The sequence below is a fragment of the Ruminococcus sp. OA3 genome, from assembly GCF_022440845.1.
GTDB lineage: Bacteria > Bacillota > Clostridia > Lachnospirales > Lachnospiraceae > Ruminococcus_G.
In genome coordinates, this window is the sequence record NZ_JAKNTO010000001.1 from 23,166 (window position 1) to 37,871 (window position 14,706).

Here is a 14,706-nt window from a genome sequence, read left to right on the forward strand (position 1 = left end):
CATGACTTTCAGGACACTCTCTTTAACTTACGTGCGTTAGAGGATTCGAACCCCCGACCTTTTGGTCCGTAGCCAAACGCTCTATCCAGCTGAGCTAAACGCACATCACCGCTAAACTATTTTCGCGACAATGATTATTATACATAAACGCACGTAATTTGTCAATACTTATTTCTAATTTCTTCTAAGCGCTTCAATCGGACTGAGTTTTGCAGCCTTCCTTGCCGGATAGATTCCGAAGAAAATACCAACTGCACATGAAAACAGTGTTGCTCCCAGAATAGTCGTTGCACTCAAGCCCGGTGTCATGTTCATATTCTGGGTTGAGTTTATGACACTGCAGATGCCGAATGCACCGGCGAGACCCAGAATGATCCCAATGATGCCCCCAAGGATCGTCAGAATCGCTGATTCCGCGAGAAACTGTGCCATGATCGACGAGGTCTTCGCACCCAGTGACTTTCGAATACCAATCTCCCTTGTCCGCTCGGTCACAGACACAAGCATGATGTTCATAACACCGATACCGCCCACCAGCAGGGAAATCCCCGCCACGCATGAGATAAAGGCCGTCACAACGCCCATCATACTGTTCATCGTCTTCATGATATCCTGGAAGCTCTGAACCTGATAATAGTCCTCTCCTGCACTCTGATGACGCGATTCCAGAACCTTTACTACTTTGTTCGATATTTCCTGAGAATCCATCGTCTTATCTGCCAGCACGACAAAATAGTAAAACTGGTCATATGTGTCGTCATATTCCTGGAGTGATGTATACGGAACGTCGATATAGACCGGCATTCCCTCATATGTATATGACACAAAGGCTCCATTTTCCGGCTGCTGGGTTACCCCTACAATCTGATAACTCTTTGACACTCCATTATATAAGACATCGATGTCCATGCCGACAACATCATCAGAGCCGAACAGCCTCTTAGCGTCAGAGTCTGAGATCACACAGACGCGTCTTGCCTCTGAAACGTCAGCGGCTGTAAAATAATGTCCCCGTTTGATCTGTGAAGTTGAAAACATCGGCTGATTCTCGGTTGCCCCGGTCAGAGTTATGGAAAACTCACCCTTTCCCGTGGAAGTCTCTCCCGACCAGCCGCTTGAAGGACTGACAGCTTCAACCCCCGGTACCTTATCTATAATTGCCTGCATATCGTCCGGCGTCATGTATTCGCCGGCGGTCATGGCATCATCGCTGCACATAACCTGGATCTGACCGCCTCCCGCACTGTCCATCTCATCATTCATCTGGTTCGTGGTCCCTGCTCCGACAGCCATTATCATGATGACCGAAGCAATACCGATGATGATACCCAGCATCGTCAGGAGGGAGCGTCCTTTATTGGCCATTATGTTATGTATGGCCATCTTAATATATTCTATCAAATTACCCATATTAAGTCCCTTTCCTGATGCCTGTCCGGATTATACATCATCTTCCAGAGCGGCACCTTCCGGTACCCCTGCAGATCCGCCGGCCGCACCGTCTGCTGCCTGAGCCTGGTCACCCTCCTGAAGGGTGCCAAGGTCCGGAATCACCTGATCGCCTTCTTTTAATCCGCTTTTGACTTCCATATATTCATCGGATGAGATTCCCGTCTCTATTGTCTGTTTTGTGATCACACCATCGCGCAGTACATAGCAGAAGGAACCGTCGTTCCCGATATTCACAGCCTCAACCGGAACTACCAGAACGTTGTCGGCAGATGCGGCCTGAACAGTCACTTTGGCTTCCACACCGATAAAAATATTTTCATCAGGATTATCAATCTTCACGGTTGCACCGATCATCGGTGTTCCCTTTTCGTTTGGAATTGCAACCCTGTTGATTTTTGTTAATGTTCCCTGGTAGGTGTTGTCTCCCAATGAGACCGAAGCCTTCTGTCCTTCTTTCAGCACCGCATAGTCATACTTGGAAACCTGAATTTCCACGCTTACATCGTTTGTACTCTCCAGTGTAAACATTTCCATTCCCTGTGTAACCGCAGCACCACCTGCAACTTTTGAATCCGAGATGACGCCCGTGAATTCGGCCTGAATTCCCTTTTTGCCCTCAGCAATCAGCTCTTCAACGGATTTTGCTTCCAGTTCAGACAAGTTGGTCGCCACCTGCATCTTTTCTTTTGTTTCGGCTGTCAGCGTGGATACATCTGCCTCTGCAGTCGCTTTCTCCGTCGCAAGCTCTCCCTGAAGTTCTGCCAGTGTAGCGCTAGCGCGCTCCAGTTCCCTCTGCAGTTCGGATGTATCTGCTGATGCGGTATCCTCTCCTAATGCCCCACTTCCCCCATCAGCACTGTAAACGGGCTTTTCCGGTGGTTCTGCCACCAACTGATTGTAATCATCTACAGCTAAGCTATATTCCTCAAGAGCCTTTGATTTTTCTTCTTCCGTGGCAGAAGCCAGGCTGCTTCTACTTAACGCATCTGCTTTTTTCTTTTTCAGGTCATCCAGTTTTTTATCATATTCCTTTTTCTTCTTGTCATACTCAGCCATCTCCTGCGCATATGCCGCTTGTGCTGTAGCTGCTGCATCCTGCGCCTGCTGCAGCGCTTCATCCTTAGCATTTTCTGTCTCCGCCGCAATCGCATCCTGAAGATCGTACACATACTGCTGCCAGTCATCAACCTGTGCCTGCAGAGACTGTGCATTTGCTGCAGCCGTCGCCTGCTTGTCCGCTGCCTTGTTCGCCTGGTTTATGGCATCGTTGTAATCCAGCTTACCGGACTTTACATTCAGCTCGGCTTTCTGGTTTTCTTTTTCCAGATCTTCAAGATCATATGTAATCAGCTGTTCCCCTGCTCTCACACTGTCGCCGACTTCGAACGGCATATCCTGAATCGTGGCGTTCACCGGAGAATAAAATGTCTTTTTCTGAAGGCTCTTAACAGTCCCCGTTGCGTCCAGCTCTTCCGATACGTCCCCTTTTTCGACATTGATCACATTGACCTGAGCCGTCACCTCAGGAGCCTTTACATTTCTACTGGCAAGTGCCAGCACGGCAATGATCACCACAACAGCGGCGATCACTCCGATCATAATCTTATTGATCTTTTTCTTCTTCACCATGATTTCGTTGTCCTCCCCATGCGTCATGAATAATTCTCATTAATGATGTCTGATTCGATTTTCCCGTCCATAATACGGACTACGCGTTTCGCCTGAGCGGCGATACCATCATCATGCGTAATCAGAATTATGGTTCTCCCCTCTTTGTGCATATCTTTTAAAATCCGCAGGATTTCCTTGCTGGAGGCTGAGTCCAGATTACCGGTCGGCTCATCAGCAAGAATAACCGGTGGTTTTGCCGCCACAGCTCTTGCAATCGCCACTCTCTGCTGCTGCCCGCCGGACATTTCAGACGGCTTATGCGTCATGCGTGTCTCGAGCCCAACCATCTTAAGTGCATTGACTGACAATTCTTTTCTTGTTTTCCGGTCAATTCCACGATAGATCAATGGCAGCTCAACATTTTCCAGCGCCGTCAGATTGGGAATCAGGTTAAAACCCTGAAAAATAAATCCTATTTCCTTATTCCGGACAACCGACAGGTCGTTGTCTTTCATAGTCGCAACCTCCGTCCCATTCAGCCAGTAATCCCCTGATGTCGGTACATCCAGACATCCCAGCATGTTCATCAGGGTAGACTTTCCAGACCCTGACTGACCGATGATCGCGACAAATTCCCCCTCATTGATCGTAAGATTCACGTGATCGAGTGCACGCACTTCATTTTCACCCGGATTGTAGATCTTACACATGTCACTTACTTGAATCAATGCTTCCATTTTGTCCCTCTTTCTTACTTTTTTAAAGAAAAACAGTGCAGGGAATCAACCAATACTTCCCTGCACTGAGGTTTCTTTCTGGTTTATTGGTCCTTGTCATCATCTTTCTTCGGCTGATTCATACTATCAGAAGAAACTTCCAGAATATTAGCCACATCGTCGATCGGAGAAGGCTTTGAACTGGTTTCCACCTGGTTGTTTCTCATAGCTCCCCAGAAATAGAGAAGCGGAAGAATCACGCCGATAATGACGTTGATTACGCTAAATGATCCCTGTACCACAGAGACAACTGCCGCTGCGAGCACCCAGATGATCATGACAGCTCCAAAAACCACGTTGATTTTTGATTTTTGCGGTTTGTTGCAGTTCTTCACGCCAAAAATCCCGGCCACAATATAGACAATTCCCTCAATAGTACCGATAATAGACGTCATGATAAGCGCCTCGCTTGTCACGCCGGTCATTGCCATTACCTGCATCATCTGTTCAGACTGTGACATCGCCAGCGATGAGATACATCCAAGCAGACCAAACGCTCCAAAAATAATTAAAATTATGCCCACTACCTGTAATAAAGTTTTTCCTGGTGCCTTCATTTCACTTATCCTCCCCTGTTTAGGAATTTAAAAATTCTACCTCATATATCATCCTTTATTTTATTTTGTATTTCCTCACTTGTCAAACACTTCACAGAATTTTAAGGAATTCTTAAGGTGTCACGTTGATTTTCTCTGCTTTCTATACTAATATTGACATCAGAACGACAATTTCACAGAAAAAGAGAGGTGATTATCCCTGTATGAATACAAGTGACGAGCTTTTTCTAACAACCCGGCAGCCGATGCACAAGCTTTCGGTTGCCATATCGCGTTATTTTTCAGAAGAGCCTCTGACAGAGGAGCTCAAAAGGCGTTATGCAGCTTATATCCTCCGGCATTTGTATCCGGCACTGGAATGGATACTGAAACAAAAGAAAGTTTCTTTTCTGGTACAACTTCTTAACACGGGATGGCTGGACAGCACAACGGTCAGCCGCGGACTCAAAAACAGAGATATCCCTACAGATATGCGTCTGCTTTTGATGCGCTCCCTTGTACCGGACGCATCCATAACAGACCCCGGGCATACCCGGGTCGTAGCTTCCGAAATTTTGTCGATCGCACAGCTGCGAATTTTTGATCAAATGCCTGAAATGCGCCTTGCGATTGCAGGTTTTACGTTTCAGGAAACTGCAGATTATGAGGTAACGGGAACGGACGGATACACAGTATATTACTCTCCCACTCATGTGATGACAGCGTTTTCACAGTCTGAACATACGGAGCTGTACCTTCACATGCTGCTTCACTGCCTGTATCTTCATCTGGAAGTCCCGTCAGATGCCAATCCCTCATTCTGGAATCTGTCCTGCGATATCAGTGCCTGGTTTCTGTCTGAAAAAAAATTTAAAATCTGCGGCGAGACCCGGCGGCAACTCCACGACAACATCTATGAACAGTTTCCTCCTGAAGTCTCTCCCGCGCTTTCTCTGCAGGTATATGAATGGCTTAACCGACAGTCGGATCACAGTTTTATTGATGAGTGGACAGAACTTTTCAAAATGGACAGCCACGAATACTGGTATCAGAGTACCTGCACGGCAGGACGGCGTTTTCGCCCCCTCCCAAACTTTTCCAGAGGATTTTCCGTTCCGGTCCGTCGCAGGTTCGGCCTTAACCCTGGAAGCCGGCTGGAAGAACTGGAACTTTGGAAAGAGGCAAAATACGATTACCGCTCGTATCTGCGCCGTTTTACCGTAACTGCCGAGGAGATTCAGACAGACCTGGAAAGCTTTGATTATATTCCTTATCTGTATGGCCTGTTCCGCTATGGTAATCTCCCACTCGTTGAACCGCTGGAATACACCGAGGCTGCAAAGGTTGAGGAACTGGTCATCGCCATCGATACCTCCGGTTCCTGCAGACTCAGCACAATTCAGCAGTTTCTTGCAGAAACGTGCAGAATTCTGACCGATCACCAGAACTTTTTCCGTCATATGAATGTACATATCATACAGTGCGACTCCATGATCCAGGAGCACATACGGATACGCAGCACTGATGACTGGAACCGTTATATTCAGAAGATTAAAATCAGCGGACGGGGCGGCACCGACTTTACCCCTGTATTTAACCTGGTCCAACGTCTGATGGAGCACGGTGAGTTCAGAAACCTGAAAGGACTTTTATATTTTACTGACGGCGACGGGGTCTATCCGCAGGATAAGCCCCCGTATGAAACGGCCTTTATCTTCACAGATTACCGCTTCCTGAATTACAAAATACCAGACTGGGCTGTACGGCTCTGCCTGAACCTGAGTGAAGGAGAGATATAACAATGAATATAAAAGAAGCAAAAGAAGAAATAAAGCGAACACTGCATGCTTATACACAACGGACCCCCGAGGGAATCCTTCAGATTTCAGCTGTACAGCAGCGGCCTGTTCTGCTGATCGGCCCGCCGGGCATCGGAAAGACCGCCATTATGAAACAGATTGCCCGTGAAGAATCTGTCGGACTGGTTGCATATACGATGACGCATCATACTCGTCAGAGTGCGATCGGGCTACCAGTTTTAAAAGAAAGGACTTACAATGGCCGCACTTATTCCATTACTGAATATACCATGAGTGAAATTGTAGCTTCTGTCTATGACTGTATGGAGGCGACTGGTTATACTTCCGGCATTCTTTTTATCGATGAGATGAACTGCGTATCTGAGACGCTGACACCGGTCATGCTGCAGCTCCTTCAAAATAAAACTTTCGGCAACCATCAGATACCCGAAGGCTGGCTTATCGTAGCCGCCGGAAATCCTCCGGCCTATAACCGTTCTGTCAGAGAATTCGATATGGTAACGCTTGACCGTGTAAAGAACATGTGCATCGAAGCCGATTATTCTGTGTGGAAAGAGTATGCCTGTGCAAATGCAGTCCACCCCTCCATTTCGGCATATCTCAATATTTATCCCGACTGTTTTTATTCCGTTCAGAATCAGGATAACCACCTCTCCTTTGTGACGGCACGCGGCTGGGAAGATCTGTCCTGTATTATAAAATCCTATGAATCGTGCGGTGATCCTGTCACCGAGACTTTGATCCGCCAGTATCTGCAGCACGATGAGATTGCCAGAAACTTTTACCTGTTTTATGACCTCTTTACACAGTACGCATCTGATTTTGCCAATGATGACTTTTTCGGACCGAATGTCATCGCCCGCATCAACACGGCGGAGCCCGCAGAAAGCATATCGGTTGCCTCCATGCTTTTCGCAAAAGCATCTGCAATGATCCGTGAGTATTCTTTCTCCGAACAGGTGCTAAAGCATATGTCCGATCTTAAGATATTGTTCAAAAGAATGAAGGATAATTGCGCACTGGAAGGTGAAAACACCCTGCTGCAGCTGGAACAGTTTATCAGCAAACGTCGGACCTCCAACCGTATCCGTGAAGATAACGGGCTTCTTCCTCTCCAGGAAAAGATCCTGGAACTCCATACACTTCGTCTGCTGGAAGAACAGCTTCTGGCAGCACGCAAGCGGCATCTCTGTGAAGATTCTGCCTTTATGGAAATGCTGGACAACAGCCTGAAAGACATGAAAAAACACCAGAACTCTTACGCTGAAGAAATACTGGCGTTTCTTTCTGATTCATACCGGGTGCTCGAAGCAGCACCGGATGATGTCAGTCTTCTGTATTTTACTTCCGATCTTACAAACAACCCTGAATGTTCGGAATTTTTGTCTTCACATCCCTGCAGATCCTATCTCTCACACACCGGGCCTCTGCTTTTGCAGCAACGTGAGGATGAGATACGGGCCGCAATGAAAACTGCCGCCAAAGACTGATCAGCGGACAATGGCGTAACTCATATAACCGATATAAAACACAATACATGCCAGACCCTCAAAACGCGTTACCTTTTTCCCGGTAAAGCAGCAGACAGCGATCACGGCACTGACTGCGATGAGTACGCCGATATCGATCAGGTTGTCCCTGACCGCACCGAGCGGCGACAACGCCGACGACATCCCCAGAATAAACAGGATATTAAAAAGACAGGACCCTACTGCATTGCCGAGGGCAAGTCCACTCTCACCTTTTCTGGACGCTACAACTGAGGTGACAAGTTCCGGCAATGAAGTTCCAAGTGCTACAATCGTAAGTCCGATCAGGGTCTGTGACATTCCGAAAATACGGGCAATTTCACTGGCACTGTCAACCACGAGATCGCCGCCCCAGATGATAGCTGCCAGTCCTGCCGCCATATACACAGTACTCTTAAGCGGCGACAGCACCCGGACGTCCTCTGCCGTATCTGCTCTCCTTCGTACTGCGCCTGCAACAATCCATAACAGATAAGCCGCCAGCAATATCAGCAGCAGCACTCCCTCAAATCTTCCCAGATTCAGGTCCCACAACAAAAGAAGCAGCAGGACAGACGCCGCAATATTGACCGGGATATCTCTTCTCATGATTTCCCGGTCCGTCTGAAACGGCCTGATCACCGCACTTGCCCCTATCACTACCAGCAGATTGAAGATGTTGGATCCAATCACATTGCTCAGTGCAATATCATTATTCCCCGCAAGCCCAGCTGTGATACTGACCGAAGCTTCCGGTGCACTCGTCCCCATAGCCACAATGGTAAGTCCGATCACAACAGAAGGTACCTTCAAAAGGCGTGCTACAGACGAACTCCCCTCCACAAAGAAGTCCGCCCCTTTTATCAGGAGCAAAAAACCGATGATCAAAAATATATAAACCATGATAAAGCCTTTCCATTTTTCCGTATTTTATATTCTGAACTTATCAGTTGCAACCGCTTCCACAATACTCTCAAAGAATATTCCGGCCCCCACTGCATCATTTCTGATCTTCTGCACATTAACTTCGACTTTGGGATTCCCGGCAGCTCCCTGGCGTTTCGCTTTCTCAAGCAGTTGTCTTTTAACCATACGCACCGCAAAATGTTCTGCTTCTGAATACTCATCAAACATATGCTTCTGATCCTCCTCAAACACGGAATAACCCTTCAGCTGTGTTCCCTCATACTCTGCCTTTACACGCGTCTGGACCTTAGTGACGATCTGGCTTGCGATCGCTCCCAGAGCATTGGCGACCGCCGCATTTTCAGGTATTACTGCAGTTGTGCCGAGAAGTTTCGCGACTCTGGGAAGAAACACATGGATCGGCGCACCTACCCCCACAAGTGGAAGTCTGGTTGTAACTGCAGTCGACATCCAGGAATCTTTTTTTCTGGCCTTTGCATCCCGGTAAGACCACTCGATAAATTTCTGCAGATTCTTGTCCTCACAGACTTTTTCGTGTTTTGGGTATTTTTGTGTCATAAGGATTCGAATAATATTGCAGTACATCTTTTTCTCAACAAGCTCATAGACAATCTCTGGAATCTCTTCCTCTGTCTCCACCACATTCTGTGCAAGACAGCACACCGCAGCTTTCGCAGCCCGGGGATCATAGATATCAAAATCGCCTTTGATAACCATCATATCCGTAGGCGTAAGCCCGCTTTTTAGGACAACCCCTTCTTCTTCGAGGCGTGCAGTATGCAGAGAATAAAGATCACTGTCAATTGCCGCGCCAAGTTCCTGCGGCATCAGAGGTTCCGCCTCAAGCGCTTTACAGATTTTCTTTTCTTCTTCAGTATACCCCTTTTTATCGGAAATATCTTTCTGAAGCACATAAAATTCATACAGCATCCTGGTATGCGGGCGGTGAAGCGCAGCCAGGCTTTTCAGCTTGTCCGTCACCTGAGGATATTCCTTTGCCAGCAGAGAAACCGGAATCACCCTGCGTGTATCCAGATATAACCTCTCATTCTTAAACCGTACAGCGCTGTCTCCTCCAAGACCGAATGTGTCGACATACAGTCCTTTCACCATGGTCTTCCATTTTCCAATGGAGATCCCCCTCCTGGCAGTGACCGGGCGTTTATCGCGCACGATAGCTACGTCTGTCGTCGTTCCGCCCATATCTACAATGACTGCATTTTCTTCCCGTGCCATCGCACTTCCACCGACCACGCTCGCTGCCGGGCCCGAAAGCAAAGTCTCCACCGGGCATTCTTTCGTCAGGACTTCGGACATCAGGCTGCCGTCACTTCGCACAATGGCGATCGGCATCTGCAGGTTCCGTTCTTTCATAACATTTTTTACTGCCGTTAAAAATTCGGCGATCAGAGGAATCAGACGCGCATTCAGCAGTGTGCCTGCGCCGCGTTTCAGCACATCTACTTCATCAAACATATCATGTGCTGTTGTAACCGGTACCTGCATGGTTTCCTGAAAAATTTTCTTCGCCATCTTCTCAAATTTTCCGCCGTTTGCCTGCGGGAACGTCTGCACGATACCGATGGAATCACAATCGGAAAACAACTCCGGGATCATCTTTCTGAGTTCATCCCAGTCGGGATCTTTTGCATCTTCGAAAATCTTCTCCGGCTTCCCATCGATCTTGATCAACTGATCCTGCTCCTGAAAACCATAAGACGCATATGTGTCACTCAGATTCTCAGACAAATCTTTATCCACCCCGATCATCAACAGTCTGGCGCGGCTGCCCTTATTTTCCACACAGGCATTCGTGGCAAGCGTTGTCGAGAGAGCCAGAACCTCTGCACGCCTTACATAATCCTGATCCAGCGCGTCCAGTGCATTAGCAATTCCAATTTCCAGCTTTGATTTTGTCGTCAGTGCCTTTCCGGAGCATACAACCTTTTTCGTGTCCATATCATAGACAACCGCATCCGTATATGTCCCCCCGGTATCAATCCCAATTCCTATCATTGCTTTACTCCTCCCATCAATGTATTTTGTCTGTTTATGACTTATTCGTCACGTGCTACTTCTCTCTGGTATGACCATGTCCTGCCCTTGTCCGCCGACGTGTAAAGTGCACTGCTTCCCCCGTTATAATCACCGTCCTGTCCCTGCCCGACTTTCAGATACAGAGTTCCGTCTTCCTCGTACGGCATTCCCGGAAAATCAAATGGCTGATACATCTCTCCTCCGTTCAAAGGAACCTTAACAGCAGGAAGCGTTACCCGTTCGAATGTTGCACCGCCATCTTCCGTCCGGTACAGTTCCGCCAGGGAACCACCACTGTGGGACAATGCAAGGAAGCCCAGGGTTTCATTTAAAAAGGAAATTCCGGCGGACACTCCGATGTCTCCGCAAAATGGATCCTGATTGAGTATCTCCCATGACTCACCGCCGTCCACTGTCATCTCCAGTCCATAGAACCGGCTACCAGCCGCCGCGTCCAGCACAGTCAGCCGGTAGCCGCGGCTTTCATCAAGCATACTCATATCTTCATCACTTTCCTGTCCCTCAGTGCTGTCATGCATATCCACACTTTCCTGCGCTGAAAGCGGATTCTCTGAAGCGACTGCATTCAGATCATCCGCATAGACATACCGTACTGGCGGATAACCTGCCGGTTCCCCGTCGGTGTCCGGCACATAGACAGACACTGTATAACCCGATATCTCACAGTATCCATTCACTGCCGCTCTCGTATTGCCGGCACTGTTGATGTATACGATGCCTGACGTGTCTGTTCCCCAGGACCGTATACCATAATATAAAATGCCAAAACGCGGTGCCTCCCAGCCGCTTACTGTCTGCTCAAGCGGCATCACCTTAAGCATGGACATCAGCGGTGCCAGTTGTTTTCCCTGCTCATCCTGCGTATTCACAGCACCGTCCAGATATACCGTCATTTCTTCCGCTTTACTTCGATCATACGATATCAGAAAGCTATTCGTTTTACCCTCTTCATTCTTCCCGTAAAGAAAAGTGTCCAGTTTCAGGATCCGGCCCCCGCTGTCAAATTCCAGATCAACACTGGTGGCCACATACAGCTCCCCGGGCATGTCAATCTCTTCCCGGATGTCCGCCAGCAGTCCCTCGATTCCATCCCGATATATATTATCATGTGTGAGTATAACAGTCCGTCTGTGTCTGGCTTCTTCCAGCACCCATGAGAGCTTTCCCTGATAAGAGCCTGCACTTTTAACGATGCCCCATCCAAAATATCCGGTTACTGCGCAAAGGGAAAGGAAGGCAGCTATGTACCACGCTTTCCTCGCGGCAGAAAGTATCTGATATGGATGCCCGGCATCCTGTTTCTTCACAATTCTTATGATACAGACAATCAGCCAGACCAGAAAAAACAGCGCACAGACTGCCAGTACCGGAAGATGTCTTCTCTTCCCTCCATAACGGCAAAGTGCACACAGATGATACCATGCAATTCCGTACACGATCAGAAAAACCGGGTGGAATACCATGGACAGCAAGACCTGGAATCTCGTCCGTTCACTGTCTTTTGTAAACATACTGCAGTTAATCCAGGATGATGAGAGCCATGAATATCAGGTTTTCATTTCCGGTATTCACCAGTCCATGTCCACATCCGTCAGGCGTAAACGTCACGTCACCTGCTTTTACCGGACGTACCGTCCCGTTGTCATCATAGTCACCCTCGCCCGACATGATATAATATGTCTCACTTTCCCCGTGATGTTCATGATACCCGAGTGAGCATCCCGGTTCTACTGCCACTTCTGCATAAAGACGACACTTCCCATTCATCTCCTTCTCTCCAAGAATATGCCTGATGGTGATATGTCCTTTGCCTCCACACATATTTTCTACTCGTTCCATTTTCATAATTTGTACCTCACTTTCAGTATTTTCAGCGACTGCCGGCAAATTTGTTTGGATTATATTCCACAATTTCCGGTAAGTCAATTTTCTTTCTCCGCTTTCCGCGACAGCAGTTTATTCAGATAAATGGACTTGAACTGACGCGATGCCATGGCCTGTTTTACCGGGGGCAGCTTCAAAATAGCACCAAATACACCTGCCATCGCACGATGGCTCGCAAATGCCTGGTTATCAAAAATCAGGTTCTGAAGTGTCCCTTTCTCGATCGCCTGAGCGACAAAGCGAGCAGTGCTGTTCACCGGCGTTATGATCTGCACCTCACGTTTCTTCAGTTCAATCGCTTTTGTCGGACAGTTTCTCACACAGACGCCACACCCCAGGCAGATATCCGTATCGATCGCTGCCAGCTTTCCACCCTCCTGTTTCTGTTTCATTTCAATCGCCAGGATTGGACATGCCTTCGTGCATTTTCCGCAGCCGATACATTTGTCCTCATTAATATGAGGTATATAATTTGTCGTCGCCACAGGGACCATCGGGGCAAATCTCCTGGATGCCTGCAGCGCTTCACAGCAGCACCCACAGCAGTTGCAGATAAATGCTGGTGATTCCTGAACATTTTCCCCAATCTGCACGAGGTTATGCTCATAGGACAGTGCCAGTACGTCCATCGCCTCTTCCTTTGATACCAGTCTTGTATGCCCTCCGTGCTCTGCCAGCGACCTGGCAACATTGCCGAATGTCATGCAGACGTCCATCGGTGCATCAATCTCACAGGGATGCCCGGCATGCATGGCTTTATGGCGGCAGTAGCACATGCCGATGCCAACATAATCAGCGTCCTCGACGATGTATCCGGCCCTCTCATAATCCAATATGTGGATGGAATCATCACTGTTAAGGTCAAGCGCCGGTTCCTGCACATAGACACGGCCAAGTTTCGTTTCGGTAGCAAAGAAGAGATCTTTTACAAACTCTTCTTCCACATTCATATACTGGTAGTAAAGTTCACTCAGATATTTCTGATCGATATCTCCCCGGATCCTCATCAATGCAAACTCGATAAACCCCGCCATCGGCGGCGGCATCACAAATTTCCGCACCCCGCAGTGCTCTGAGTCCACCAGCAGCGCCTTTTCACAGAGCCTGTCAAGCATCTTCTCCGCCTTGGCCTCGCTCGTATTCCACGCAAGCGCTGCCCTTCTGATCGTAAATGGCCTGACGGGAAGACGCGATACGGCACGCGCTTCCTGCTCAGTATAAAGCACCTGAAGAATCTGGTACAGCACAGGAGAAGCCGGTGCCCCCTGTGTAAACCAGTTAATGCGGTCTTCCAGATTTTTGTATGCCTGTTTCTTTGTTGTTATATGTCCCATTTTATGTCCCTTCTACTACTGATACAATTCATTCTGCTTTCTGATCCGACAGACTTTCCTCAGTTTCCGGCCAGCTATTTTTAACAGCACACCGTTGACAGTCCGGACTTTCTGTGGGCAGACCTGAACACACCTCATACAGGAAATACATGTCTTTCTGTCTGTTTTCCGACAGTTATCCACAGGTATCGCCGACACAGGGCATTTCCTTGCACACAATCCACACTGTGTACATCCCCTGCCTGCTTTCGGTTTCAGCGGTACGCCGGAATATTTGCGGTACGGGCTGCTGCCCTTCACCCTGACTTCTGTCAGATCCTCTGACTTTAAGATCCGTTCTCTTACAGTTTTCCCAAATTCTGCAAGCTGTCTCCTGTCATTTTTATCCGGCCTGCCTGTACCGTATTGCCTCGTAATGGAGTGTTCCGTGACAGCCGACACAGCAGCGGTTACGCAAAACCCTGCCTTACCGGCACATTCCTTCAGTTCCAGCAGGGTATCATCATAATCTCTGTTTCCGTATGCAGTCACGATCAGTGCCGGCGACTTGTCCGCTCTGATTTTTGCGATCCGCTCCAAAGCGGGTGCAGGAACCCTTCCGCCAAAGGACGGTACCCCGATGATACAAAAAGTATCTCCGGATACATGATATCTTCCATATTCTGTCTTCGAATCCGTCAGGTCAATCTCCTGCGGCTTTGACTCCCAGCATTTTCCCAGCGTCCGCACTACCTTCTGCGTTCCCCCCGTAGGACTGAAGTATATCAGTACAATTTTTTCTATTTTCACTTTTCCCTCCG

Annotated in this window: 12 protein-coding genes and 1 tRNA gene; 2 read left to right on the plus strand and 11 right to left on the minus strand. The window is 48.2% G+C overall.

The features are described 5' to 3' along the window. Positions 1-30 precede the first annotated feature (30 nt). The 5 genes from MCG98_RS00145 to MCG98_RS00165 all read right to left on the minus strand — a co-directional run bounded on the left by MCG98_RS00145 (position 31) and on the right by MCG98_RS00165 (position 4,396). Positions 31-104 (minus strand) — tRNA-Arg (locus MCG98_RS00145). A gap of 70 nt (positions 105-174) precedes the next feature. Further along, a complete protein-coding gene (locus MCG98_RS00150; protein ID WP_240299852.1) occupies positions 175-1,410 on the minus strand; it encodes an ABC transporter permease in 1,236 nt (411 codons plus the stop codon). 30 nt (positions 1,411-1,440) lie between these two features. Then, positions 1,441-3,108: an efflux RND transporter periplasmic adaptor subunit gene (locus tag MCG98_RS00155; protein WP_240299853.1), complete on the minus strand. Its 1,668-nt coding sequence runs from the start codon at positions 3,106-3,108 to the stop codon at positions 1,441-1,443. Continuing rightward, positions 3,105-3,800: an ABC transporter ATP-binding protein gene (locus MCG98_RS00160; protein ID WP_240299854.1), complete on the minus strand. Its 696-nt coding sequence runs from the start codon at positions 3,798-3,800 to the stop codon at positions 3,105-3,107. The genes MCG98_RS00155 and MCG98_RS00160 overlap by 4 nt, the downstream gene beginning before the upstream one ends. Before the next feature lie 83 nt (positions 3,801-3,883). Continuing rightward, positions 3,884-4,396 carry a hypothetical protein gene (locus MCG98_RS00165; protein ID WP_240299855.1) on the minus strand — a complete coding sequence of 171 codons (513 nt, stop codon included), beginning with the start codon at positions 4,394-4,396 and terminating at the stop codon, positions 3,884-3,886. Between the two features lie 203 nt (positions 4,397-4,599). On the opposite strand from MCG98_RS00165, the gene MCG98_RS00170 reads away from it, so the two are divergent. Then, entirely contained in the window at positions 4,600-6,174 is a 1,575-nt protein-coding gene (locus tag MCG98_RS00170; protein ID WP_240299856.1) for a VWA-like domain-containing protein, read from the plus strand. 2 nt (positions 6,175-6,176) lie between these two features. Beyond that, positions 6,177-7,685: an AAA family ATPase gene (locus tag MCG98_RS00175; protein ID WP_240299857.1), complete on the plus strand. Its 1,509-nt coding sequence runs from the start codon at positions 6,177-6,179 to the stop codon at positions 7,683-7,685. On the opposite strand, the gene MCG98_RS00180 is transcribed toward MCG98_RS00175, so the two are convergent. From MCG98_RS00180 to MCG98_RS00205, 6 genes are all read right to left on the minus strand, one after another. After that, positions 7,686-8,606, minus strand: a complete 921-nt coding sequence (locus tag MCG98_RS00180; RefSeq protein WP_240299858.1) for a calcium/sodium antiporter — start codon at positions 8,604-8,606, stop codon at positions 7,686-7,688. Between the two features lie 27 nt (positions 8,607-8,633). Next, the gene (locus MCG98_RS00185; protein ID WP_240299859.1) at positions 8,634-10,646 is read right to left on the minus strand and encodes a hydantoinase/oxoprolinase family protein; all 2,013 of its coding nucleotides are present in this window, start codon (positions 10,644-10,646) and stop codon (positions 8,634-8,636) included. Between the two features lie 41 nt (positions 10,647-10,687). After that, positions 10,688-12,199, minus strand: a complete 1,512-nt coding sequence (locus MCG98_RS00190) for an exo-alpha-sialidase (RefSeq protein WP_240299860.1) — start codon at positions 12,197-12,199, stop codon at positions 10,688-10,690. A gap of 7 nt (positions 12,200-12,206) precedes the next feature. Then, complete coding sequence (locus tag MCG98_RS00195) at positions 12,207-12,533, minus strand: cupin domain-containing protein (protein WP_240299861.1); 327 nt, start codon at positions 12,531-12,533, stop codon at positions 12,207-12,209. A 77-nt stretch (positions 12,534-12,610) separates the two neighbouring features. After that, complete coding sequence (locus MCG98_RS00200) at positions 12,611-13,906, minus strand: 4Fe-4S binding protein (protein WP_240299862.1); 1,296 nt, start codon at positions 13,904-13,906, stop codon at positions 12,611-12,613. A gap of 15 nt (positions 13,907-13,921) precedes the next feature. Continuing rightward, positions 13,922-14,695, minus strand: coding sequence for a 4Fe-4S binding protein (locus MCG98_RS00205; protein WP_240299863.1), 774 nt, complete (start codon positions 14,693-14,695; stop codon positions 13,922-13,924). Positions 14,696-14,706: the final 11 nt, after the last annotated feature.

Excerpts from the sequence above, each read along its gene's own strand:
- MCG98_RS00150 (WP_240299852.1), bottom strand. The coding sequence starts at position 1,410 with ATGGGTAATTTGATAGAATATATTAAGATGGCCATACATAACATAATG.
- MCG98_RS00155 (WP_240299853.1), bottom strand. The coding sequence starts at position 3,108 with ATGACGCATGGGGAGGACAACGAAATCATGGTGAAGAAGAAAAAGATC.
- MCG98_RS00160 (WP_240299854.1), bottom strand. The coding sequence starts at position 3,800 with ATGGAAGCATTGATTCAAGTAAGTGACATGTGTAAGATCTACAATCCG.
- MCG98_RS00165 (WP_240299855.1), bottom strand. The coding sequence starts at position 4,396 with ATGAAGGCACCAGGAAAAACTTTATTACAGGTAGTGGGCATAATTTTA.
- MCG98_RS00170 (WP_240299856.1), top strand. The coding sequence starts at position 4,600 with ATGAATACAAGTGACGAGCTTTTTCTAACAACCCGGCAGCCGATGCAC.
- MCG98_RS00175 (WP_240299857.1), top strand. The coding sequence starts at position 6,177 with ATGAATATAAAAGAAGCAAAAGAAGAAATAAAGCGAACACTGCATGCT.
- MCG98_RS00180 (WP_240299858.1), bottom strand. The coding sequence starts at position 8,606 with ATGGTTTATATATTTTTGATCATCGGTTTTTTGCTCCTGATAAAAGGG.
- MCG98_RS00185 (WP_240299859.1), bottom strand. The coding sequence starts at position 10,646 with ATGATAGGAATTGGGATTGATACCGGGGGGACATATACGGATGCGGTT.
- MCG98_RS00190 (WP_240299860.1), bottom strand. The coding sequence starts at position 12,199 with ATGTTTACAAAAGACAGTGAACGGACGAGATTCCAGGTCTTGCTGTCC.
- MCG98_RS00195 (WP_240299861.1), bottom strand. The coding sequence starts at position 12,533 with ATGAAAATGGAACGAGTAGAAAATATGTGTGGAGGCAAAGGACATATC.
- MCG98_RS00200 (WP_240299862.1), bottom strand. The coding sequence starts at position 13,906 with ATGGGACATATAACAACAAAGAAACAGGCATACAAAAATCTGGAAGAC.